This window comes from Corynebacterium sp. NPDC104732 (genome assembly GCF_055583565.1).
This window is the reverse complement of record NZ_JBVJNS010000001.1, coordinates 1-22,270: the sequence shown is the minus strand read 5'-3', so window position 1 is coordinate 22,270 and position 22,270 is coordinate 1. Positions and strand designations below refer to the sequence as shown.

At 60.1% G+C, this 22,270-nt stretch carries 21 protein-coding genes and 1 tRNA gene; 10 read left to right on the top strand and 12 right to left on the bottom strand.

Going from position 1 to position 22,270, the window contains the following annotated elements:
• Position 1 precedes the first annotated feature (1 nt).
• Genes ACZ6ZO_RS00110 through ACZ6ZO_RS00095 form a run of 4 tightly spaced genes read left to right on the top strand, consistent with a single transcriptional unit; the run spans position 2 to position 4,648 of the window.
• The gene (locus ACZ6ZO_RS00110; protein ID WP_465289704.1) at positions 2–1,384 is read left to right on the top strand and encodes a hemolysin family protein; all 1,383 of its coding nucleotides are present in this window, start codon (positions 2–4) and stop codon (positions 1,382–1,384) included.
• Complete coding sequence (locus ACZ6ZO_RS00105; RefSeq protein WP_465289702.1) at positions 1,381–2,439, top strand: hemolysin family protein; 1,059 nt, start codon at positions 1,381–1,383, stop codon at positions 2,437–2,439. Before ACZ6ZO_RS00110 ends, ACZ6ZO_RS00105 begins: the two co-directional genes overlap by 4 nt.
• Positions 2,432–3,316 carry a 3-methyladenine DNA glycosylase gene (locus tag ACZ6ZO_RS00100; protein ID WP_465289700.1) on the top strand — a complete coding sequence of 295 codons (885 nt, stop codon included), beginning with the start codon at positions 2,432–2,434 and terminating at the stop codon, positions 3,314–3,316. Before ACZ6ZO_RS00105 ends, ACZ6ZO_RS00100 begins: the two co-directional genes overlap by 8 nt.
• Positions 3,317–3,319: 3 nt before the next feature.
• A complete protein-coding gene (locus ACZ6ZO_RS00095) occupies positions 3,320–4,648 on the top strand; it encodes a vWA domain-containing protein (RefSeq protein WP_465289698.1) in 1,329 nt (442 codons plus the stop codon).
• Positions 4,649–4,746: 98 nt separating this feature from the next.
• On the opposite strand, the gene ACZ6ZO_RS00090 is transcribed toward ACZ6ZO_RS00095, so the two are convergent.
• From ACZ6ZO_RS00090 to secA2, 5 genes are all read right to left on the bottom strand, one after another.
• On the bottom strand, positions 4,747–5,301 hold the full coding sequence (locus ACZ6ZO_RS00090) for a MerR family transcriptional regulator (protein ID WP_465289696.1): 555 nt from the start codon (positions 5,299–5,301) through the stop codon (positions 4,747–4,749).
• A 172-nt stretch (positions 5,302–5,473) separates the two neighbouring features.
• A complete protein-coding gene (locus tag ACZ6ZO_RS00085) occupies positions 5,474–6,016 on the bottom strand; it encodes a bifunctional nuclease family protein (RefSeq protein WP_182386071.1) in 543 nt (180 codons plus the stop codon).
• 5 nt (positions 6,017–6,021) lie between these two features.
• Positions 6,022–6,753 (bottom strand): transcriptional regulator FtsR, encoded by a 732-nt coding sequence (ftsR, locus tag ACZ6ZO_RS00080; protein ID WP_232843281.1) that lies wholly within the window; start codon positions 6,751–6,753, stop codon positions 6,022–6,024.
• Between the two features lie 89 nt (positions 6,754–6,842).
• Positions 6,843–7,274 (bottom strand): oxoglutarate dehydrogenase inhibitor Odhl, encoded by a 432-nt coding sequence (odhI, locus tag ACZ6ZO_RS00075; RefSeq protein WP_182386069.1) that lies wholly within the window; start codon positions 7,272–7,274, stop codon positions 6,843–6,845.
• A gap of 123 nt (positions 7,275–7,397) precedes the next feature.
• Complete coding sequence (gene secA2 / locus ACZ6ZO_RS00070; protein ID WP_465289693.1) at positions 7,398–9,680, bottom strand: accessory Sec system translocase SecA2; 2,283 nt, start codon at positions 9,678–9,680, stop codon at positions 7,398–7,400.
• Between the two features lie 93 nt (positions 9,681–9,773).
• On the opposite strand from secA2, the gene ACZ6ZO_RS00065 reads away from it, so the two are divergent.
• The 5 genes from ACZ6ZO_RS00065 (at position 9,774) to ACZ6ZO_RS00045 (ending at position 13,401) form a co-directional block, all read left to right on the top strand.
• Positions 9,774–10,931, top strand: a complete 1,158-nt coding sequence (locus tag ACZ6ZO_RS00065; RefSeq protein ID WP_465289691.1) for a bifunctional alpha/beta hydrolase/OsmC family protein — start codon at positions 9,774–9,776, stop codon at positions 10,929–10,931.
• Positions 10,928–11,308 (top strand): YchJ family protein, encoded by a 381-nt coding sequence (locus tag ACZ6ZO_RS00060; protein ID WP_182386064.1) that lies wholly within the window; start codon positions 10,928–10,930, stop codon positions 11,306–11,308. Before ACZ6ZO_RS00065 ends, ACZ6ZO_RS00060 begins: the two co-directional genes overlap by 4 nt.
• A gap of 3 nt (positions 11,309–11,311) precedes the next feature.
• Positions 11,312–12,256: a TIGR00730 family Rossman fold protein gene (locus tag ACZ6ZO_RS00055; protein WP_232843280.1), complete on the top strand. Its 945-nt coding sequence runs from the start codon at positions 11,312–11,314 to the stop codon at positions 12,254–12,256.
• A 64-nt stretch (positions 12,257–12,320) separates the two neighbouring features.
• Positions 12,321–12,394: transfer RNA gene (locus ACZ6ZO_RS00050), tRNA-Pro, on the top strand.
• Positions 12,395–12,633: 239 nt separating this feature from the next.
• Positions 12,634–13,401, top strand: a complete 768-nt coding sequence (locus tag ACZ6ZO_RS00045) for a class I SAM-dependent methyltransferase (protein ID WP_182386062.1) — start codon at positions 12,634–12,636, stop codon at positions 13,399–13,401.
• Here the strand turns inward: ACZ6ZO_RS00045 and ACZ6ZO_RS00040 are convergent.
• The 7 genes from ACZ6ZO_RS00040 to scpB all read right to left on the bottom strand — a co-directional run bounded on the left by ACZ6ZO_RS00040 (position 13,398) and on the right by scpB (position 20,797).
• Complete coding sequence (locus tag ACZ6ZO_RS00040) at positions 13,398–14,612, bottom strand: hypothetical protein (protein ID WP_465289688.1); 1,215 nt, start codon at positions 14,610–14,612, stop codon at positions 13,398–13,400. The two genes, ACZ6ZO_RS00045 and ACZ6ZO_RS00040, sit on opposite strands and share 4 nt — an antisense overlap.
• Positions 14,613–14,869: 257 nt before the next feature.
• The gene (der, locus tag ACZ6ZO_RS00035) at positions 14,870–16,462 is read right to left on the bottom strand and encodes a ribosome biogenesis GTPase Der (protein WP_182386059.1); all 1,593 of its coding nucleotides are present in this window, start codon (positions 16,460–16,462) and stop codon (positions 14,870–14,872) included.
• 3 nt (positions 16,463–16,465) lie between these two features.
• Positions 16,466–17,164 carry a (d)CMP kinase gene (gene cmk / locus ACZ6ZO_RS00030; RefSeq protein ID WP_465289986.1) on the bottom strand — a complete coding sequence of 233 codons (699 nt, stop codon included), beginning with the start codon at positions 17,162–17,164 and terminating at the stop codon, positions 16,466–16,468.
• Positions 17,164–18,090 (bottom strand): pseudouridine synthase, encoded by a 927-nt coding sequence (locus ACZ6ZO_RS00025; protein WP_182386056.1) that lies wholly within the window; start codon positions 18,088–18,090, stop codon positions 17,164–17,166. Before ACZ6ZO_RS00025 ends, cmk begins: the two co-directional genes overlap by 1 nt.
• Before the next feature lie 202 nt (positions 18,091–18,292).
• The gene (gene bioD, locus ACZ6ZO_RS00020) at positions 18,293–18,958 is read right to left on the bottom strand and encodes a dethiobiotin synthase (protein ID WP_465289685.1); all 666 of its coding nucleotides are present in this window, start codon (positions 18,956–18,958) and stop codon (positions 18,293–18,295) included.
• Positions 18,955–20,226, bottom strand: coding sequence for an adenosylmethionine--8-amino-7-oxononanoate transaminase (locus tag ACZ6ZO_RS00015; RefSeq protein WP_465289683.1), 1,272 nt, complete (start codon positions 20,224–20,226; stop codon positions 18,955–18,957). Before ACZ6ZO_RS00015 ends, bioD begins: the two co-directional genes overlap by 4 nt.
• Positions 20,227–20,257: 31 nt before the next feature.
• Complete coding sequence (scpB, locus tag ACZ6ZO_RS00010; RefSeq protein ID WP_465289681.1) at positions 20,258–20,797, bottom strand: SMC-Scp complex subunit ScpB; 540 nt, start codon at positions 20,795–20,797, stop codon at positions 20,258–20,260.
• 467 nt (positions 20,798–21,264) lie between these two features.
• Here scpB and ACZ6ZO_RS00005 point away from each other — a divergent pair, with 467 nt between their 5' ends.
• Positions 21,265–22,224, top strand: a complete 960-nt coding sequence (locus ACZ6ZO_RS00005; RefSeq protein WP_465289679.1) for an LGFP repeat-containing protein — start codon at positions 21,265–21,267, stop codon at positions 22,222–22,224.
• The last annotated feature ends 46 nt before the right edge of the window (positions 22,225–22,270 follow it).

The window sequence follows — 22,270 nt, the reverse complement described above, 5'->3', positions numbered from 1 at the left end:
CATGGACATACTCATCAGCATTGCGTCATTGCTGGGCTTTATCGCTCTCACCTCCGCCACAGGTTTGTTCGTGGCCATTGAGTTCGCACTCAGTGGCCTGGAACGCTCCGCGGTAGCAGAACACGTTCGGACCAAAAACGACGGGCTCGCACGCGCAGTTCAGCGCGATTACAACAACCTATCCTTCGTCCTCTCCGGCGCACAGCTGGGCATTACCATCACCACGCTGGCCACAGGTTTCCTTGCCGAGCCGATCCTCGCCCGCTATTTCACCCCAGTGCTGGAGCTGATAGGGCTGAGCCAATCCGCCTCCACCGCCACAGCCCTTGTCCTCGCCATGATCGTGGCGACGCTGCTGTCGATGGTGTATGGCGAGCTGGTGCCCAAGAACTTTGCTATCACCAAGCCTATCGTGGCAGCGCGATTCGCGACCCGCCCCGTGCGGGTGTTCAACATCGTGTTCAAGTGGTTCATCCTCGGTTTGAACTCCACCGCCAACGCCGTGCTGCGCAAACTCGGCATCGAACCCGCTGACGAGCTCGCCTCCGCCAGGTCCGCCGAAGAACTGCAATCCTTGGTCCGCAACTCCGCCGAGCACGGCGAGTTCTCTCAGGCCAAAGCGCGCCTGGTTACGAACTCCCTCGAGTTTGGTGAGTCCAGCGCGGAAGATTTCATGACTCCGCGCTCCACGATCGAAGCACTGAGCGTGGACGATACGGTGTCAGATCTGCTGACGCTTGCCCGCGAGACCGGACACTCCCGTTTCCCTATCATCGACGGAGACCTCGACGACACCATCGGCATGGTCCACGTGAAGAATGCTTTCGCAGTCCCCGCCGAACGCCGCTCTACTGTAACTTTGCGTTCCATCGCCCGCCCCATCCCAGTGATCCCAGCCAGCTTGGACGGTGACGCAGTCCTGGAGGCCGTGCGTTCGGCAGGCTCACAGGTGGTGCTGGTGGCCGACGAGTACGGTGGCACCGCGGGCCTCGTCACCATAGAGGACGTGGTGGAGGAAATCCTCGGCGAGGTGTACGACGAATACGACGATGTCGATGCCGAGCGGGACTTCATCCGTGATGGCGCTGCGTGGACGGTCGCGGGGCTGGCCCGGGTAGATGACCTGCCGGAAACCGTGGGCTACTACCCTCCCGAAGGCTCTTACGAAACCCTCGGTGGCCTAATCATGAGCGTGCTGGGACGCATCCCAGAGGAGGGCGACCTGATGGTGCTTCCCGACGCCGAAAACGACGCTTTCAACGAGTTTGAGTCTGGTATCCGGGGCCGATGGACCGCACTGGTCACCGCGATGGATGGGCGCCGCGTCGATCGCGTCACCCTCCAACCGATTTCGATTGAACGCGCAGAGGAGCTACAACGATGAGTTTTGGATCCGCTATCGCGCTCACCATTGGTTTGCTCGCTCTCAACGCATTCTTTGTGGGTGCCGAATTCGCCCTCATCACGTCGCGACGTGACCGGCTCGAAGCGCTCGCCGCTCAGGGCAAGAATCGGGCCCGCCAGGTGATTGCTGCCTCCGAGGACCTGTCGATGATGCTCGCCGGCGCCCAGTTCGGCATCACCATCGCCTCACTGATTTTGGGTAAGGTTGGTGAGCCAGCGATCGCCCACTTGATCGAGGTACCGTTCCACGCGGCGGGGCTTCCCGACGGACTCCTCCACCCACTATCTTTTGCCATTTCGTTGCTGATAGTGACGGTGCTGCACATCTTGCTCGGTGAGATGGTGCCGAAAAACATCGCGATTGCCGGCCCGGAGAGCGTCGCTATGCTGCTCGTGCCTGCTCACGTCGTGTTTGTGCGGTTTACCCGCCCGCTGCTGCACGCGATGAACGAAATGGCACGCCTGACATTGAAGTTGTTCGGTATTGAGCAGCGCGATGAGCTGGACGCTACGGTCAATCAGCAAGAGTTGGCGTCGATGATCCGGGAATCACGCTCCGAAGGGTTGCTGGACGCCGAGGAATCCGCCCGTTTGTCGAAGGCACTCCGCTCAGACGCGCGCACGATCAGTGAGGTACTCATTCCGATGGACAAAGCGTGCTGCCTATCCTTCGGGGCGTCCGGTCCCACGCTTGGCTCGCTCATGGACGCGGTGAATGCCACCGGCTATTCCCGGTTTCCCGTGCTGGCGAAGGGCGGCAACCCAGTGGGATACATCCACATCAAGGATATTTTGGATCGTATCGACGACAACGCCCATGAGCGCGAAATGGTGCTGCCGCGAGCTAGTCTGCGCCCGCTCACCACGTTGGAAGTTGGCACCACCTTTGATCAGGCCTTAGCCACCATGCGCAAGCGGCGCGCGCACATGGCGCAGGTCCGCGATGCCGGCAAGCTCATCGGCCTGATTACCCTTGAGGACCTGATTGAAGAATACGTCGGCACCGTGCGAGATTGGACGCATAAAGGTGCTTGAGTTACTTTCTCCCAGCCAGTGGCATCCCTTGCTGGCGGAGCATGAGGTCCGCGCCGAGGAGCTGACGCGGGGCCACCGCGAGCGTCGTAACGCTGGTCGCACCCACCCGGTGTGGGACTTTCTGTTCAACTACTACCCGATCAAGCCGGCCATCCTCGCCCGCTGGCACCCGGGTTTCGGGCGTGCGCTGCTTATCGACGACACCGAGCCTCCCCACGTGAACTGGCGGGATTACCACGTGATTGAAACCGTGCAGGGTCCCGCGGTCACAGTCGATGGTGAAGCACTGTGGCAGCGCCGAGGTACGGCTTTCAACTATATTTTGGATCTGCTGCAACGCACCCAGACGAACCCCGCACACTTTGACTGTTTTGGCCTCCACGAATGGGCGATGGTGTACCGCACGGACACCCCACGTCATTCTTTGCCGTTGCGGCTCGGGCCGGAAGGAACAGCGGCGGTGGTGGACTCGCATCACATTCGCTGCACCCATTATGACGCGTTCCGCTTCTTCACTGAGCCTGCCCGACCGCTCAATTTCCGGGTGCTCACCCGGGAGGACCAGCCGGAGTGCGACCAGCGAGGATGCCTGCACGCTGGAATGGACTTATACAAGTGGGCTTATAAACTTGGCCCGTTGGTCCCAGGTGACGTGTGGTTGGAGACGTTCGAGCTAGCCCGAGACATTCGACAGTTAGATATGGAAGCCTCCGCCTATGATTGCCGGAGCGTTGGACTGGGCGTGGTTCCGATTGAAACTGCAGAAGGCAAGGCTGAGTACGTGACACGCCAGCGAGCCTTATCCCAACGCGGCGTGCCTTTAAGGCAAAATTTGATAGGCGTACTGAGTGATTTTAGTTCCGAATTCGGGAGTTAGAGCATGGGCCGTCACCGTTCGCCGGAATCACACTCCGGCATAGCCAAGGAATTGATTTACGGCGTGATTGCCGTCATCGTCGTGATCGTATTGCTGGTGGCATGGTTTATGCTGCGTAATCGCACGGCCGAACAACACCAGGGCGTGGCTGAATGCCCGGCCGGTCAGCTGAGCATTTCCACAGCAGCGCTGCATGGTACTCAAGCACTGAGTGCCATGCAGGATGAATTCTTGGACAGCAAACCTAAAGTCCAAGACTATTGCATCACTGGTTTTAACAACACTGATCTCAGCAACGCCTCCCTGATCTACACTGAGGAATCAGACGCCACCACAAAGGATGCGTTAGCTGAAGCTGGTCAGAGCATAGCCAGTTCCATCTGGCCGACATTAGCTCTTCGTGACGTCGGCATTGCCTACCCCAGTGGGACGCCGGCCCCCGAGGATTGGACCGCAGCGCAGGATGTCGCGTTTGTGACCGAACGTCAGCTCGCCGGAGCCCTAGCAGCCCAGGCGATGAATATCCCGAACCCACACGTGATTCCGCAGGAACGGGCAATCGCGGAGAACAAGGCGTTCGTCACCTCCGGCAACCCCCCAGCTGGCTATGAGCTGACCGTCCCGCTGCAGCCACAGGTAGTGCAGCTGCCTATCCGGGTACTTGCAACAACAACATCGCCACAGGTGAGCGAAGAGCAATCTCGGGCGGCGGCGGAGTTCGTGAAGTTCGTTAGCGAGCGTCAGGCCCAGCTTTCGGGGGATGACGTCGACAAGCTGCATGCCGCCTTAACCTCCGCGCCAATGCCCGTTGCCGCCGCCAGCGAGCCTTCCGACACCTTGATCGTCTTGGACACCTCAGAAGCAATGGGGCCGCACTATGATGCAGTCGTCGCCGATTTGGCGCGGCGTGCCCGTGAGCTCGGAGAACAGGGCAAAGCCGTTGGCGTGTGGAACTACTCGTCGCCACTTTCTCGGGGCGCGACCAAGGGCTGGCGAGACAATGTACCGCTCCTCGAAGGCGCCGGTAGCGACCGCGCGGTCACGGCGCTGACTAATTTCGGCACCGGAGGCGTGCCACAGACGCATGCGGCGGTGTACAACGCCTTGCTGCGGGCGAAGGATTTTTCGGCGGAAACCTCCCGGCCGGTATCGGTGCTGCTGGTGACCACGGGGACTGCCGACGCCGGATCCGTGGGGCCGCTGGCGGAGGCGCTCCGTGGGTTGGACGGCAGCGCCGTCACTTTGCATATCCTGCATGTGGGCGACGGACCGGAGGATACCGAGCTTCGTGATTGGGCCACCGCGCACGGCGGCAGCGTCGCGCAGTTTTAGGGAGCGCCTAGAAATTTAGCGTACGGATGGGATTTCCAAGGCTTGGATCATCCCATCCGTACGCTAAATCTTGGGAGAAACGAGGATGCGGGAGGTTCTTATCCGACGTTGCGACGGCGACGACGTGCTGCGAGCTCGTCCGCGAGGACTTCGGATTCTTCGTCGATCCGCTCCGATGGGAACTGGGAGATCGTACCGGTCAGTTCCTTCATGATGCCCGGCACTGCGATACCGAACACACCCTGACCGCCACCGAGCAGGTCGATGACCTCTTCATTAGAGCGGCATTCATACACGGTGGTGCCATCCGAGACGAGAGTGATGTTGGCGAGGTCATCAACACCGAGGTCACGCAGCTTTTCGACGGCCAGTCGAATGTTTTGCAGGGAGATACCAGTATCGAGGAGCCCCTTCACGATTTTCAGGACGAGGATGTCCTTGAAGGAGTAAAGTCGCTGGGAACCGGATCCGTGCGCGCTTCGGATTGATGGGACCACGAGTTTGGTGCGGGCCCAGTAATCGAGCTGGCGGTAGGTAATTCCTGCGACCTGGCAGGCGATGGGGACGCGGTATCCGACTTCCTGGTCAGGTCCGACATCAAAAAGTGAGCCCTGGACTGCGCGGTCTTCCAATTCGTCGCTGCGGTAATCCACGTAATTTCTCCCTTGTAGTTTTCCTCTACTTATCTTTAAGCAAGGTTAGACCAACGTCAAGTGTTCACCACGCGACACGCCCTAAACTTAAACCTCAACTTTAGAGTTTAGGGCCACACTGTCACTTTGTCACCTTTAGTCACACAAGTGTTATTAGAAAACGGGAGTTTCGCTAGGATTCGCCACGCAAGTCATCCTCAGAAACGCCGAGGCTCCGCATCAGCTCTTCAAAATCGGCATCCGCTTGCTCGTCCCCCGGTACCTGCTCCCCCACAGCCGGAGAATCAATCACAACGTCAAAGTATGAGGCAAGATCCGCCGGCGCCACGAACAGGGACGCCTCAGTGAGCACATCCTCAGCCACCACAATCGGCGCGCCAATAATGCGCGCTAGCACAATGGCGTCGCTTGCGCGGGCATCTACTTCTTCCCCGCCGTCCAGCATGATGTTGGCGTAAAACACGCCTTGATGGTGGCTCACGATCCGAATTTCTGTCACGCCCCCGCGCCCCGCGTATGATTCAGCGAGCAAATCGTACGCATTCGGGCGCCGTGGTGGCATACCGTTATCCCGAATATCCAGTTCATCCGCGGCGGTGGCAGCTACCCACAGTGGCAGCACCCGATCCCGCTGCGCCCACCGCAGCAAGACACATGGAAACATTTCAGGACCAATGGGGGTCACCCCGTGATACTCCACCGCGACGAAATTCATGGCGACTAACCCAGCTGATCCCGCAGCGCGCTCTTCACCAGCGAGGCATGCAAGGACACGACCAGCGCCGTCATCTGCTGCGACAGTTCTGCGGCCTGTTCCCGAGCAGTATCGCTCTTAGATTGTGCGATAGGCCCGGCGACCTGCCCGATGAGGTCGGCCTGACGCTGAGCAGTGTTGCGCAGCGACCGCAGCTGGCGAACATCAAAGCCGAATTCCTTAAGCGCCGCGCAGGTAGACACAACACGCACGTCATCTGCGGTAAAGAACCCGGAACGGTCCGGGCGGATCAAACCAGCAGAGGCCAGCAGTGCCACTTCCTCGGCGCTCACGCCAGCGCCAGTGGCTACATCGTCATTGGTGAGGCGGGTGGCGGACGGTGCCCGAAAGTTCTCCGGGCTGATGATCGGGCTCGCTTCCTTTGCCGTCAGCATCGTGGTGACGGTGCCATTGTCCATGGCTTCGAGCTGCTCCCGGATTACCTTCAGTGGCAGGTAGTTATCCCGCTGGGTGATCAGAATGTAGCGAAGTCGCTCCACGTCCGCTTCGGTAAAGCGGCGGTAGCCAGAGGCGGTGCGCTGTGGCGACACCAGGCCCTCGGCTTCCAAGAACCTAATTTTGGAGACGGTGATGTCATCAAACTCTTGCCGCAAGCGGTCCAGAACCACACCGATGGACATGGTCTTAGGCGATCGAACCGCCGAACGAGACGAAGATGACTTTGGTACAGCGCTCACGCGTTACTTCTCTTCAAACTAGGAGGGTCAGTAGGACAAAGTAGACGCACCCAGCATGGATGATGCAAGATGCGCCTAATAATTAGAACTTAAGCCTTTGGGCCGGCGAGGAATACGAGGCGGAACTTGCCGATCTGCACCTCATCACCGGTGGCAAGGATCTGGGAGTTCTTTGGCTCGCGGTTGACGTAGGTGCCGTTGAGGGATCCAACGTCAACAACCTCAAATTCGCCGTCGTTCATACGGAATTCAGCGTGACGACGGGACACGGTGACATCATCCAGGAAAATGTCCGATTCTGGGTGACGGCCAGCGGAGGTGGTCGCCTGATCCAGCAGGAAGCGGGATCCAGCGTTCGGGCCACGCTTCACCACAAGCAGGGCTGCGCCAGCAGGCAGGTTATCGTTACCGGCGACTGCTGGAGAGGTGCCAGCGCCGGATTCCATTTCCTTCAGCAGGTCAGCACGGAAAACAGAGGTGGTCTCGACTTGTGCGTCAGGAATACCGGTGTTGTCACTCATTGTTTCTAAACCTCCAGGTTATGAAGTACACCTTTTAAGTAATGGCTCCATCATAGCGGTTGTTCGTGCACCAGGTGCATCGAACGTCCCCTATTTAAGTCAACTTACATGAATTTGTGCTGGTTATTTAAATATTGAACGGAAGCCGTTGATAAGCGAATTTCCGGATTCCGCAAGCGGATTGTCGCCCACCATGTACGTCCAGGTCGCCGATGGCCGCGCCAACCCAGCGTCGTCGAGATGCGCACCGGCGGCGTCGATAAGCACGTCGTTAAAGGAGCTCACCGCCTTATCGACGGCCTCCTGCGCGAGCGCCTTGAACTCCATCACGGCAATGCGGTGGAATTCATCGATAGGGGTCTCACGAGCGATGGCGCGCAGGTGGATCGATTCGCGGACGTCGTCAAGCAGGGCCAGGTGGTCGCTCCATGCCCGGTCCAGGTGGAAGAGCATGATGTCGCGAGCGGCTTGCTCGGTGATGGACGAGGGCAGGTGTGACAGTGATGCGGCCCGCTCCGGGCTCCGCTCGGCCAGCTCTTCCCAGGCACGCGGAGTGTCCAGAAGTCCGGCGCGCCGCTCGTCGATGATCGCGCGCTGGTCAGAGATGAGCTTGTTGTATTTCCAGGTTTGGGCGTGGATCTCCAGCAGCTGCCCTTCGGTCACGCGCTGGCAGTGATCAACGAATTGCTGAGCACGTTTCGCGGTGATCCGGCCGTCGGGTTCAGGGGTCACTGTCAGGTTCTCGCCCGCCCCGCCCGCGAGCACCATATCGTCCTCCAGGGAGACGAAGAACAACGAGCTGCCCGGATCCCCCTGGCGTCCCGCGCGTCCGCGCAGCTGATTATCCAGGCGGGAAGACTTGTGGCGCCCAGTTCCGATCACCGCGAGGCCACCGAGGGCGACAACCTGCTCTTTATCGGACTCATCTGCGCCACCAAGCCTGATGTCGGTGCCACGGCCAGCCATCTGGGTAGACACCGTGACCCGACCGATGTCACCGGCCTCAGCAATAATTCGGGCTTCTTCGGCGTCATTCTTAGCGTTGAGCACCGCAGGAGAAATGCCATACTCCTGCAGCGCCTCGGCGAGCTGCTCGGACTCGGCCACATCATGCGTGCCCACCAGCACGGGTCGACCGCTGGCATGAAGGTCGCGAATTTCCGTCACGATCGCACGCTGTTTCTCCGCGGCAGTGGCATAGATCCGGTCGGCTTCGTCGAACCGCTGCAACTCGCGATTGCGGTCAATCACGGACACTCGCAGGCCGTAAAACTGACGCAGCTGGTCAGTAGCTTCCACGGCGGTACCAGTCATGCCGCACACCAGCGGGTAGCGCCCCATGAGGGTTTGGAGGGTAATCGAGTCCAGGATCCGGCCCCCCTCGGTCACCGCGAGGCCTTCCTTAGCCTCCACCGCGGCCTGAATACCGTCAGGCCAGCGCTGCAAGTCGGCCACCCGCCCCTTGGAAGCGTCGATGAGCTGTACTTTTCCTTCTCGGACGATGTAGTGCACGTCGCGGATGAGCAGTGCCCTAGCGTGAAGGGCAAGGTTCACGTGAACGAGGGTGGTGCCCACGTGCTCGTCGTCGAAAAGCGAGGCGATTCCGAGCGCTTTTTCCACACGATGCGCGCCATCGTCGGTGAGGAAGACCGTGCGCCCATCAGCATCGATGGTGAAATCCCGCTTTTCTTGCAGCGTTTTGACAATCTGGGTGATCTGCCCGGTGGGAGCCGCGCCGGGCTCGGATCCTGCCAAGACTAATGGCACGAGGGCTTCGTCGACGAGTACCGAATCAGCTTCGTCCACGATCGCCACGTCGGCGCCATGCTGGACGGTCTGGTCCCGACGGGTAATAAGCTGGTCGCGCAGCACGTCGAACCCAATCTCGTTGACCGGACCGTACACGATGTCGCAGGCATAGGCTTCACGACGCGCCACCTGGTCCATCGCCTCGGTGATGCTGGCGACGGTCAGGCCGAAGAATTCCACCAGCGGGCGGTTCCATTCGGCGTCACGGTGAGCGAGGTAGTCGTTGACGGTGATCGCATGAACTCGCTTGCCCATGAGAGCGTATCCAGTGGCGGCCATCGCGCCGACCAGGGTTTTCCCCTCACCGGTAGCCATGTGCACAACGTCACCCTCCAGGAGCCGGAGCGTGGCCTGAGATTGCACTGCAAAAGGATTCACGCCGAGCGTGCGCTGTGTCGCAACCGACAGCACGGCGAGGAATTCCGCCGGGTCACCTAGTTGCCCTCCGGCAGTCAAATCACGTGCGCGCTGCACCAGCTCATTATCGCTGAGCTGGGATAACTCGGACGCGGCGACATTCGACTTATCGACGATCGCCTGGCTCCGTTTCTGGTTCCGGCCCGATTTTCCACCCAGTGCTTTCCATAACCAATCCATGGCCCAACTCTATCCCGCCGCGCCCAAAACATGCATAAACAACATTCGTTAGTATTGCAACCAATCACTGTCATCAACCAAGGGAGAATCGTCTTGCACTCAATTAGTGTGACCTTCCCGAGCAGTGCGGGGTACACCCTCGCCGGCACCATCGACATGCCGGAAACCACTCCCAAAGCGTGGGCACTGTTTTCGCATTGCTTCGCCGGTAGCCGCTTCACCCCAGCAGCTGCCCGCACGTGTAAATGGCTCGCCGAGCACGGCATCGCCTGCCTGCGGTTCGACTACCCTGGCCTCGGCCAATCCGAAGGCGATTTCGCGGATTCCTCCTTCAGCATGAATGTGGCTGACCTGCATGCAGCCGCCGCGTGGCTCGAGGAGAATTACGAAGCCCCCCAGCTGCTCATTGGTCACTCACTCGGCGGCGCCATGGCGATCAAGGCAGCGAAGGACATGCCGTCGATACGCGCGGTGGCAACGATGGGCGCGCCATTCGACCCAGCACACTCAGTGCTGCACTTCGCCGACAAGATCGGCGAGGTGGATGAAACCGGCGCGGTCCCGGTCACCCTTGGCGGGCGCGAGCTCACCATTTCTCGCAGCTACCTGGAAGATCTCGCCGAGATCAACCCGGAGGCCTACATCGGCCGGATGCGCAAGCCGCTGCTTATCTTGCACTCGCCGATTGACCAGACCGTCGGCATTGATTCCGCACAGAAAATTTACCTGGTCGCGCGCTACCCGAAGTCGCTGGTGTCCCTGGACAAGGTGGACCACCTCATGACCCGCGACGGCGCCGCCCAGTACGCCGCAAGCATCATCTACAGCTGGTTCCAAAAATACCTCGCTGCTGCGCCCGAGGTAGAACCCCTTCCAGAGCACACCGCCGTGGCCCGCTCCACCCAGTCCACCAAGATGAGCGCCGCGGTCCGCGCCGGTGCCCGCGAACTGTTCACGGACGTGCCCCGCGCCCAGGGTGGCAAAGACCTCGACATTTCCCCTCAGGAACTGCTGCTGTCCGCGCTCGCCGCCGACACCAACAACGCCGTCCGGGCGGCCGCGACCGCGCAGCGCATCCGCACGCTTGACGACGTCCAGGTCACCGTCACCTACGAAGGCGACGCCATCACCCGGAGCGTCACGCTCGTCGGCGACCTGTCTGACGAGGATCGCGCAACGCTCGCGGCTGCGGTGACCACTGGGGGCGTCGAGAAGCTGCTCGGGGCCACTATAAAGGACACTATTTCGTGATCAGCGACGCCACCCGCTGCCCCTGTGGCACCGGACTGACCTACGGGGAATGCTGCGCTGTGTTCCACCGCGGCAAACCCGCCCCGACCGCGGAGGCGCTCATGCGCTCTCGATACAGCGCTTTCGTGGTCCACGACGCCGACTACCTGCTGCGCACCTGGTCTCAGGACACCCGGCCGACGGAACTCGGATTCGATGACAACATCACCTTCTACCGACTCGACGTCCTCGCTACCACGGGCGGCGGACCACTCGACAGCACCGGAACCGTCGACTTCGAAGCACACTACCGCGTGGGAAAACAACGAGGCAGCCAACGCGAACACTCCCGATTCACCCGCGACGGTGGCAACTGGATCTACGTAGAGGAAGGCTAACCCGTGACCTGCATTTCCGTGTCCGCTGTGATCCTTCACGACGAAGCCGGCCGCGTCCTCACCGTCCGCAAACAAGGCACCGACCTTTACATGTTCCCCGGCGGGAAACCCGAACCCGGGGAAACCTTTGAAGAAGCCGCGCTCCGAGAGGCCTTCGAGGAACTCGGAGCCCACATCACCGACATTCACCCATTTGGCACCTTCACCGCGCCTGCCGCCAACGAAGCAGACACCCACATAGCAGCCGAAGTATTCACGGCACTGCTGCTCGAATCCCCAGCGCCGTGCAACGAAATCGCGGAAATCGCCTGGGTGCAGCCCCAAGAACCTCACGTTGCGCTAGCGCCCCTCCTCGCCGACCACGTATTCCCAGCCCTACCCGATCCGGTGACATCAGTGACTGTGTTCTGCGGTTCAGCGCTCGGCAACTCCCCCGCCTTCGCATCCTCGGCGAGCGCCCTCGGCCAGGCCCTCGCCGACCACGGCCTCGAGCTCGTCTACGGCGGCGGGAAAATCGGCCTCATGGGCACCATCGCCGACACCGTCATCGCCGCCGGCGGCCGCGCCTCAGGGATTATCCCCACCGGCCTTGCCGACAAAGAACTCGCCCATCCCGGCCTCGCCCACCTCGAGGTGGTAAACACCATGCACGAACGCAAAGCACGAATGGCCGAGCTTGGCGACGCCTTCGTAGCCATGCCCGGCGGAGCAGGAACCCTAGAAGAACTCTTCGAAGCATGGGTCTGGCAAATCCTCGGCATCCACCACAAACCAGTCGCCCTCTACGGCCGCGACTTCTGGGCTCCCCTGCTGGACATGCTCGCTCGCATGCGCGACCAAGGATTCATCGCAACCTCTTTTGTCGACGCCCTCATCGTCGCCGATACCCCTGAAGAACTGCTAAAACGCATCCACACCTGGACCCCACCACGAGCTAAGTGGAGCTAATTGTTCACCACGATGATCGATGGTGTAACCTACTTCTAGTTTCGTTATCGCAACGAAACAGCCACGGGCTGTGGCGCAGCTTGGTAGCGCACTTGACTGGGGGTCAAGGGGTCGTCGGTTCGAATCCGGTCAGCCCGACAACAAGCCTGGCTGAGGAACAAATTTGCTCCTCAGCCAGGTTTTCTGTTGCTTGCCTTTCCTGGAGGTTCTTAGGATCCCGAGATCCCCGGGAAGTGAAACCCGGATCTCGGCCCCACAACCCGCCCCAAAGCCACTATTTACCCCCTCTCCACCCCGAGACCCGGGAAACGCTTCCCGGGTTTACCAGCAATCGCGGCTCCCTCCGCCACTGAGTACACCTGCGCTAAAGTCAGGGAATGACCTCGACCCCATTTCCTTCCCGCCGTGATAACCCCAAATTCACCGGAATGGCTCACCGGCAATACACGGCTGCGGCTTTTCATAGTGGGGCCGAAACGTACGCAGACATTCGCCCTGGCTACCCCGCAGAAGTGATCGAGCTCCTCGAACCACACCCGAAAGGCCCCATCCTCGATGTTGGCGCGGGAACCGGCAAGCTCACCGAACAGCTCCCAGGGGAAGTATGGGCCCTGGATCCGAGTGCGGATATGTTGGGACGGCTTCGCGCGTCGTTAAGCGTGCCCGTGTGGCAGGCCACGGCGGAGGCCACCGCCCTGCCCGACACCTCAGTGGCGGCGGTCGCGAGTGCGCAGACGTGGCACTGGGTGGATCCGGAAGCGGCGTCCAAGGAAATGGCTCGGATAACAAAACCGGGTGGGCCGCTGGTGTTGGTATGGAACACCCTGGACGTGCGGGTGCCGTGGGTGCACCGGCTGACGCGGATCATGCACGCCGGAGACGTCCAGAAGCCTGGCTTCCACCCGAATGTTGCAGCGCCGTGGCGCCTGACCAAGGAACTTCGCCTCGAGTGGGAGCAGGTTCTACAAGCTAACGATCTGTTTCGACTCATGGCCACGCGTGCATACTGGCTACGCAATGGGAGCAAGGTCCGGGAGAAAATGACCTCCAACTTAAGCTGGTACCTTTACGAGCACCTAGGGTTCGATCCAGAGCAGCCTATAGCGCTGCCCTACCGCTGCGACGCGTTCCGGTACGAGCGTTAGCCCGCAGGGTAGTAAGCAATACGGGAGAATTGCTTGTCGTAGGCGAAGATGCCGCGGGCGGCGCTCTGGATGTCGCGAGGCTCGTTAGCACCAGCGACCACGCTGTGCTCCGAAATGGTGTGACCGTCCACCAACGAGATGGTGCGGATCACATTCGTGCCATCTGTGTCATCGCCCGAAACGAAAGTGAGATTGTGGCCGTCGGTGGCAGTACCCTTAGACACCACCCGTCCTGGAACGCTCCAAGTTGCAGCAGACACGCGGTCATCCACCGAGTTCTCCACGCGAACATCATTGATGGTTTGTGCGATGTCAATGAGCATGCCACCCGTGTTCGGCTGCACCAGCATCGCCTCTGGCGCGAGCGGGGTCCCACCACGCGTGATCTCGATCTCGGCGGCACCAATGGTCACCTTCAGAGTGTCGTCCACCACGATGCGGGCGCCGTTACCCGGCACCATCGCCTCGGCAGCACGTGGCACAGTCACTGTCCAGAGCGATGCCGGGTGCTCGACAGTCCCAGCAGCCACCTCAATCGCACCCGCACCTGTGGAGCGCGCCGAGTAGAGTACGCCGTCGGCAAAGCCGAACGCCTCCGGGACAAAACCGGCATTCAAGGGTTCGCCAAAAGCTGCCACCGCTGGGTTGAAGGGGGCCCACTCGCCTGCGTTTTGTCGGCATGGCAGCGCCCCTCCCAGGTCAACCCGCTGGCATTCCAGCGAGGGATCCTGCCACAGCAATGCGCCGTCGCGCATCGAAAACGCAGCAGTGCCGGCCTGGTTGAGTACTGAGCTTTTAAGTCCCACGAGCATGACGTCGCCGATCTGCAGTGGCGCAACAGTATCCGCGCCGAACATCGGCCCCAGCCGCATGCCATCGATGTGTTCATCCACTGCCACAGACCACGCAGCATCCTGAGCGAGGTTCGCCAGATCGCCACCGACCACCCCATCCTTGGCTGGTTGGACTGCCATATCCATCACCTGAGTGGATGTGGTGGACGGGAACGCAGAAGTCACCTCTGAGGTGGTCTGCCCCGCAACCGAGCTGAACAGAGAGGAATTGCTGCGGTGTGCCCCGGAAGGGAGCTCATCCGCGCGACTGACAGCACATCCGGCAGCCGTGACGACGACGGCAGCGAGTCCAACCATGGCTAGTGCACGCTTGGCGCGCGAAGGTCGGGTGCTCACTGCGGGGTGCTGTACGTTCATTACTTCCTTTTGTGTCCTCTTGAGGGTGTTTCCATAGTGTTCAATCGGCAAGGTTAAGAAAGCGTTAACAAAACGGAAAATAATCTGCCTCACACTCTAGGTCAAGTCAAATAACTTGACTTTAAATCACTTGATCACCAGACGTTTCACGTGAAACATTGGACACTTTAAACACTTAACACTCAAAAGTCACATTCAGGTAACAGGAGTCACAAAAAGGGGCCGCTGAAGCGGCCCCTTACACACCACGCAACGCGCTACTTGCGCACGCGTTTCTCTCGAACACGCACCGCGATCCTCACTGGAGTACCCTCAAAGCCGAAGGCCTCACGGAACTTTCGCTCGAGGTAGCGACGGTATCCCGCCTCCAAGAAGCCCGTGGTAAACAGCACGATCACCGGCGGTCGAGTGGACGCCTGGGTTGCGAACAGCACCCGAGGCAACCGTCCCCCACGCATCGGTGGCGGATTCTGGGCAATAACAGCCCGCAACCAGTTGTTGAGTTGACCCGTGGATACGCGCTTGTCCCACGCCTCCAGCGCCTCGATCATCGCTGGCTCCAGCTTCTGCAGTGCGCGACCCGTTTCAGCGGAAATGTTGATCCGCTTCACCCATGGCAAATGATCGAGCTGCAGCTGGATTTCCCTATCCAGCAGTTCACGGCGATCCTCATCCACCAGGTCCCACTTGTTGAAAGCGATCACCAGAGCGCGTCCAGCTTCGATCACCATAGACAGCACGCGCTGGTCTTGTTCGGAGATGGGCTGGGAGGCGTCGATAAGCATGACGCACACCTCTGCCGCGTCGATCACGCCACGGGTGCGCAGCGACGCGTAGTACTCGTGGCCCTGCGCGTGCTTTACTTTCTTACGCAGACCTGCGGTGTCAATGAACTTCCACAGGTGCTGGTCGAGCTGCACCAGGGAGTCCACCGGGTCAACGGTCGTGCCGGCCACGTTGTCCACCACGGAACGCTCTTCGCCCGTGATCTTGTTCAGCAAGGACGACTTACCAACATTCGGCTTGCCTACCAGCGCCACACGGCGCGGCCCCTGCACGATGGATGGGTGGCGTGGCTCATCCGGGAACAGCTCAAGAATCTTGTCCAGCACATCGGCGCCACCACGCCCGTGCTGCGCCGACACTGGATATGGCTCCCCCAGGCCCAACGACCAGAACTCCGCCACATCTGCCAGCAGCGTATCCGAATCCGCCTTGTTGGCCACCAAAATAACTGGTACTTCAGCGCGCTGCAGATTACGAGCCATCACCGCATCGGTTTCCGTAATACCGACCTTGGTGTCCACCACCATGACGATCACGTCTGCAGTCGCCATCGCGGTTTCCGCCTGGCGCGCAATCGCAGCGTGAATGCCCTTCGCGTCCGGATCCCAGCCACCGGTGTCCTGCACCCAAAAGCGCCGGCCAGACCACTCGGCAAGGTAGGAAATACGGTCGCGGGTCACGCCCGGCCGGTCCTCCACCACAGCTTCCCGACGCGCCAGGAAGCGGTTCGTGAGCGAGGACTTGCCTACGTTTGGTCGGCCAACAATGGCGACCGTGCACAGATTCTCTTCCTGGAAGGACGGACCGATGCCGAACTCGCGCTCGACTTCTTCCCAATCTTCCTCGTCAAAATCTTCGCCGACATCCGGGTCGCTGAATTCCGACTCGTTGAAATCCTTCAATCCGAAGTCCGCGGCGTCGAACTCGGAGGAGGCCCAGCCACCACCGGGCGCCACCTCAAGCTCATCAGAGTATGCGCTTTCAGCTGCGATCTCGCCACCCTGGGTGTGATACACGAAAGCGGTATCTGGCTCGTTGTCAAAATCTTTTTCCTTGGAGCTCATTTCCTAGGCTCCTTCCTGTGAGACGCGGGCCAACTCAATGAGAGAATCAACCACCTGGTCAAAAGTCATATCGGAGGTGTCCACGATCGCGGCATCCTCTGCGGGGCGCAGCGGAGACACTGCGCGGGTGGAATCGAGTTCATCGCGACGCTGAACATCTGCGAGCACAGCTTCGAAATCAACTTCACGACCAGCAGCAATGTCCTGGTTGTAGCGACGGCGCGCACGCACCTCAGCGGACGCGGTGAGGAACACCTTCGCCGGGGCATTCACCAGCACCGCGGTTCCAATGTCCCGCCCGTCAACGATGCAGCGGTGTGCTTCGGCAGCCAGTGCGCGCTGCAAGGCCACCAAATTCTCACGCACCTGCGGATATGCCGACACCTGAGAAACGTGTTGGGTCACCTCCGGGCCACGAATCTCGCGGGAAACATCTTTCCCGGCCAAGAGCACCTCGGTGGAGGCAGGGTCGTCGTTCACCTGCAACGGCAGAGCCGCAGTCGCCTTAACGACGGCCATTTCATTAGCAGGATCAATTCCACTGCGCAGGACGTGCAGGGTAGCAACGCGGTACATCGCGCCGGTGTCCAGGTACTTTGCACTGAGCTGCCGCGCGACGGCGCGGCAGGCCGTGGATTTACCTGCACCGGAAGGGCCATCAACCGCCATAATCAGGCCATCGCCTGGCATGTTGGAAATCATCACATCTCCACCGCCTTGTACAGGGAAGTGAGTTCGGCGTCGTTAAGCGCGCGAATCGCACCTGGGGTCTGCTCGCCGAGCTGCACGGTGTGAATCTTGGTGCGCACCAGGCGCTCGACCGGGAAGCCGGCGGCCTTGAGCAGGCGACGCACAATGTGCTTACGGCCTTCGTGCAGATCAACGCGGACAATTGAGCGTCCCTGCCACACCTCGATGATTTGGGCGTTGTCTGCTTTGGCAAGGCCGTCATCAAGTTCAATGCCCTTCTTCAGGGCCCGGACGTCCGCTGGCTTCATTTCCCCTACCACGGTGGCGAGGTACGTCTTGTTGACCTCGTAGCGTGGATGCATGAGGCGGTTCGCCAGCTCGCCATCGTTGGTGAGCAGGATGAGCCCCTCGGTGTTGGCGTCCAGGCGACCGACGTGGAAGAGGCGCTGACCAGCGTCCAGCTTCTCACCGACGATGTCGCCGATGCATGGGCGCCCCATGTCATCACTCATGGTGGACTGCACGCCGAACGGCTTATTCAGCGCGAAGTACTGCAGATCCTCGTTGAGCCGGATACGCACGCCATCCACACGCACGACGGCGGTGTCCGGGTTAATGCGCATGCCCTGCGTCATAACGATCTTGCCGTTGACCTCGACGCGGCCCTGGTCAATGAGCTTCTCCGCCATGCGGCGCGACGCCACACCAGCCTGGGCAAGGACCTTTTGCAGGCGAATACCTTCCCCATTTTGAGGTTCCACGACATGCTGGGAAGAAACATGCTGATGACGGGCAGGCTTGGCCTTAGAGACATAGATGCTGGCAGCAGTTTCTTTGGTTCGATTTTCGCCACGGCGCGGGCGAGCAGAGTTGTTGGCACCCTTACGGTGCTGCCGTTTCTTATCCGGTGTGCCGTCTCGGCGAGCGGGAGGGGTCACAAGGAGTGTCCTATCTATGCGGTTATAAATATCGCCCACGAGCCTAGCCGATTCGGCGGGAATTTGTCACATCTGCACTGGTCGCGGCGGGCCTTCCCGCACAAGTGCGAGACCTGGAATTCGAGACTGGGAGTAGCCGTAGTGAAAAACGGGCAAAACTAGGGTTTTATTCACCGAGTCTCGAATTCTAGGTCTCGCACTCTTACAACGAACGGCGCCCCAGCTCTTCGGGGATCTCCAGTTCCAGCGCTACCTCAGCGATCCGGCCCAGGCACCCCTGGGGTAGCGCGCCGAGGAATGGTACGCCTGTGACCACGGGGAATTCGGCGAGGTTCAAAGCGGTAGCCAGATCAGGCTGCGTTGGAATAGACCCACCAATGAGGCCTAGCACCTTAAGGCCCCTATGTCGGGCTGCTTCAACAGTGAGTTCCGCGAGGTTCAGCGATCCCAGCCCGGTGGAGGTGACCACGATGAGTGGCGCGCCTAGTTCCTTCGCCAAGTCGGCCAGCGTCCAATCATCCGCTAGCCGCACGAGCAGTCCTCCCGCGCCTTCTACGAGAACGACTCGGTTCGGTGCATCAAACTGCTGGATCCACTCCTTGATCTGCTGGATGTCGGCCTGCGCTATCCCCGCCCGGCGGGCGGCAAGGTTCGGTGCCAGCGGCTCCGGGTAGCGCGCGAACTCGTGGGTGGAAAGCCCCGTGAGGGCGGCGACCGTGTTGGCGTCGCCCTTTCCGTCGGGCTCGCCGGTTTGTAGTGGCTTGGTCGGGACGACCTCCCAGCCTTCCTGCTGCAGACGAAGCGCAAGCGCCACCGTTGCGATGGTCTTGCCAACGTCCGTGTTGGTTCCAGTCACGCAGATAATCATTGGTTTTCCTCGTTTGCTTGGACTGCTGCTTGGATGGCGCGACAGATCTGTTCCACTTCCGCGCTGCTTGAGATAAACGGCGGCATGCAGTAGATCAGCTTGCCGAACGGCCTGATCCAGACTCCGTGTTCTACCGCCGCGTTTGTGGTCTTGGCCATGTCCACCGGGTGCTTCATCTCCACCACGCCGATGGCACCGAGAACGCGGACGTCGTGGACGCGAGGGTCACTCTTCAAAGGAGTTAGCCCAGCCTTGAGCTCCGCTTCGATTCGCGGTACTTGGGATTTCCAGTCCCCTGCCTCGATCAGCCCGACCGCGGCATCCGCCACCGCGCAGGCCAGCGGGTTGCCCATGAAGGTCGGGCCGTGCATGAGAGCGCCGCCGCCCTCGGTCGTTTGGATAGCTCTTGCCACCTCATGTGTGGCGAGCGTGGCCGCGAGCGTCATAAACCCTCCGGTCAGGGCCTTGCCCACGCACATAATGTCCGGTTTCACGCCTGCAGCCTGGCACGCAAACAAGCTTCCGGTGCGCCCGAACCCGGTGGCGATTTCATCAGCTATGAACAAGATGCCGCGTTCGGTACAGAGCCTGCGGATCTCAGCCACAAGGCGAGGCGAATGGAACCGCATTCCCCCAGCTCCCTGCACGACCGGCTCGATGATGATCGCAGCGATAGTGTCATCGATCGCCGCGTCCAGTTCCTGGACATAAGCGCTAAAATCATCCCCACTAGGCGGCGCCGACACGAACTTCTGCTCTGCGAGCACGCCCCGCCACAGCGCGTGCATCCCGCCTTCCGGATCACACACCGACATCGGTGCAAAGGTATCGCCGTGATAGCCACCCCGCCAGGTCAGCAGTTTGGTCCGCTCTGGATGACCAATTCCGCGTTGGTATTGCAGCGCCATCTTGACCGCAACTTCCACCGACACCGACCCGGAATCGGCATAAAACACCTTGTCTAGGCCAGTGAGCCGGACCAAACGCTCCCCCAGTTTTACCGCCGGTTCGTGGGTGAGCCCACCGAACATCACGTGGCTCATCCGGTCAATCTGATCCTTCGCTGCAGCGACGAGTGCTGGATGAGAATGGCCGTGAGCGGCGGCCCACCAGGAGCTCATGGCGTCGATAAGCACGCGCCCGTCGGTAAGTGTGAGGCGCACGCCGCTTGCCGACGCCACCGGCAGCGGATCCACCGGCGCAGGTGTCGGGGCATAGGGGTGCCAGAGGTGGGCTTGATCGAAGGCGACGATGTCTGCGGGCTGCATGAGAACTCCGTTTCTTAAACGGTGTTCAAGTCTAGTATTCCTCGTCGATCGAATCCACATCGGGTAGCAACGGGGCTAAATCCGGCAAGCGATGCAGCCCATCAATACCCAACAGCTCCAGGAACAACTCCGAGGTCTCGTACTGGCGCGCGAGCCCCTCGGATTCCACCTCCCGGATCAGTCCGCGCAGCTCCAGCGTGCGCATCACACCATCCACGTTCACCCCGCGCACCGCAGCGACCTGCGCACGCGTCACCGGCTGCCGGTAAGCAATAACGGCGAGCGTCTCCAACGCGGCGCGGGACAGCTTTGTCTGGCTGCCATCAAGCACAAGCTTTTCGACGACCCCAGCATTCTCCTTACGGGTATACAGCCGCCACCCCTCTTGCGTTTCCCTCAGGTCAATACCGCTACCCCGCTGGTTAAGCTCATCCCGCCACTGCCGAAGCACCGCAACGACGGCCAGCTCTTCAGCATCGAGCACGCGGGCGATCACGGCAGCAGCGATCGGCGAATCGACCACAAGCAAGATCGATTCAACCTGGGAGCGCAGCTGGGAAATCGGAGTCATAGGTAAGCAGTGTAGCGACACAGCACCACAGGACAGGGAAGGACATAGAAAACCGCGGGGCTGTTTTAGCTCAAACAATTTCCCGAAAACCAATACTAAATAACCTATTAAAGCCTATACTGTTACATGTGACGATTAACGCACAATGTCAATACGTCAACAAGTCATTACAACTGACCAGGACCCACTCATGACAGCAACCATAAAAAGCTCGGAGCCACACTAGCCGTGCTCGCCACCGTTTGCTTTAACCCGATCCCCACACACGGGCAAGAGATCGATCAATCAGCCAACGAAACAGTCGCGACCGACATTTCGCAGCTGCGCCACCCTGCAGAGCGTGACATCTACGATGTTGACACTTCCGACTGGGACTTTAGCGAACCCGGAATGAACAAAAACAACATCGACAACCACTACTACCCACCGACCTCGGCGAGCCGAAACCAGAGATCATTAATGGGCAGATGCGCTCCGACCGCATCACCCTCCCAGGCACCGTCACCAAACACGAAGCCGACCAAGCCGAAGTAATGGAAGCCAAAGAGCAGCAACCCCAGCTGCGGGCCATGACAGCAGATAACTGCCGCACCTACTGGCCCCGCCCCCACCAAGTCTGCGGCGCCATTAAAGCAAAGTACGAATCCCTCGCCGTCGCCTGGGCAGGCCAAACACCCCTCTCCTTCCTAGGACTACCCAAATCAGGGGAACTAACCAACCCTGACGGGGTGGGTAAACGCACCGAATTCGACAACGGATTCATCTACTGGCACCCCGATACCGGAGCATGGTCGCTCACCACCCACAACTCCATCGTCTGGGCACGCAACGGCTGGGAACAAGGACGCCTCGGCTACCCCACCTCCGATGAGATCGGTACCGGCGATAACGTCGGACGCAAGCAATCCTTTCAACGCGGACGTATCTACACTTCCCTGTCCGGGGTAGTGTCCATTGAAGGCAAGATCTTAGAAAAGTGGATCGAAACGGGTGAAGAAAAAGGCCCCCTCGGTTACCCAGCCACCGATGAAGAGGGCCCCCCAGACGGTGTGGGCCGGTTCAACCGCTTCGCCCTGGGCATGATCTATTGGCATCCTAAGCACGGAGCACATCCGATACAGGGCTCAATTCTTGAAATTTGGAAGACCTTAGGGTTTGAACGTAGTAGATTCGGGTACCCGACCGGCGACCCCTTCCATATCAATGAATACGAGAGTACGCAGGACTTCGAAGGTGGCTCATTAAATCCGCTTGAACTGTTCACTAATGCCGGCACAGAACTAATCGACGGGAAGGAATTTAACTCTTTTGTAATCGAACTATTGACACACAAAGGAGTATTGCGTTCTGATATCCCCAATCTTCAATGGACATCGGATGGGCTGTGTCAAGTTTTGTTGACGGTTAGACCCGTTTGTTTTGGTTAGGCTGCAAGGGCCTCGGGGAGTAATTCGGGGCTGGGGGTCAGGAAAT

What these genes read in the sequence shown, in the direction of transcription:
- cmk (WP_465289986.1), bottom strand. Translation starts at nt 17,164, where the DNA reads ATGATTTCCAACATGCCAGGCGATGGCCTGATTATGGCGGTTGATGGC.
- ACZ6ZO_RS00105 (WP_465289702.1), top strand. Translation starts at nt 1,381, where the DNA reads ATGAGTTTTGGATCCGCTATCGCGCTCACCATTGGTTTGCTCGCTCTC.
- secA2 (WP_465289693.1), bottom strand. Translation starts at nt 9,680, where the DNA reads ATGGATTGGTTATGGAAAGCACTGGGTGGAAAATCGGGCCGGAACCAG.
- ACZ6ZO_RS00015 (WP_465289683.1), bottom strand. Translation starts at nt 20,226, where the DNA reads ATGCAGCCCGCAGACATCGTCGCCTTCGATCAAGCCCACCTCTGGCAC.
- odhI (WP_182386069.1), bottom strand. Translation starts at nt 7,274, where the DNA reads ATGAGTGACAACACCGGTATTCCTGACGCACAAGTCGAGACCACCTCT.
- ACZ6ZO_RS00095 (WP_465289698.1), top strand. Translation starts at nt 3,320, where the DNA reads ATGGGCCGTCACCGTTCGCCGGAATCACACTCCGGCATAGCCAAGGAA.
- ACZ6ZO_RS00045 (WP_182386062.1), top strand. Translation starts at nt 12,634, where the DNA reads ATGACCTCGACCCCATTTCCTTCCCGCCGTGATAACCCCAAATTCACC.
- ACZ6ZO_RS00005 (WP_465289679.1), top strand. Translation starts at nt 21,265, where the DNA reads ATGCGCTCCGACCGCATCACCCTCCCAGGCACCGTCACCAAACACGAA.
- ACZ6ZO_RS00110 (WP_465289704.1), top strand. Translation starts at nt 2, where the DNA reads ATGGACATACTCATCAGCATTGCGTCATTGCTGGGCTTTATCGCTCTC.
- der (WP_182386059.1), bottom strand. Translation starts at nt 16,462, where the DNA reads ATGAGCTCCAAGGAAAAAGATTTTGACAACGAGCCAGATACCGCTTTC.
- scpB (WP_465289681.1), bottom strand. Translation starts at nt 20,797, where the DNA reads ATGACTCCGATTTCCCAGCTGCGCTCCCAGGTTGAATCGATCTTGCTT.
- ACZ6ZO_RS00040 (WP_465289688.1), bottom strand. Translation starts at nt 14,612, where the DNA reads ATGAACGTACAGCACCCCGCAGTGAGCACCCGACCTTCGCGCGCCAAG.
- bioD (WP_465289685.1), bottom strand. Translation starts at nt 18,958, where the DNA reads ATGATTATCTGCGTGACTGGAACCAACACGGACGTTGGCAAGACCATC.
- ACZ6ZO_RS00085 (WP_182386071.1), bottom strand. Translation starts at nt 6,016, where the DNA reads ATGAATTTCGTCGCGGTGGAGTATCACGGGGTGACCCCCATTGGTCCT.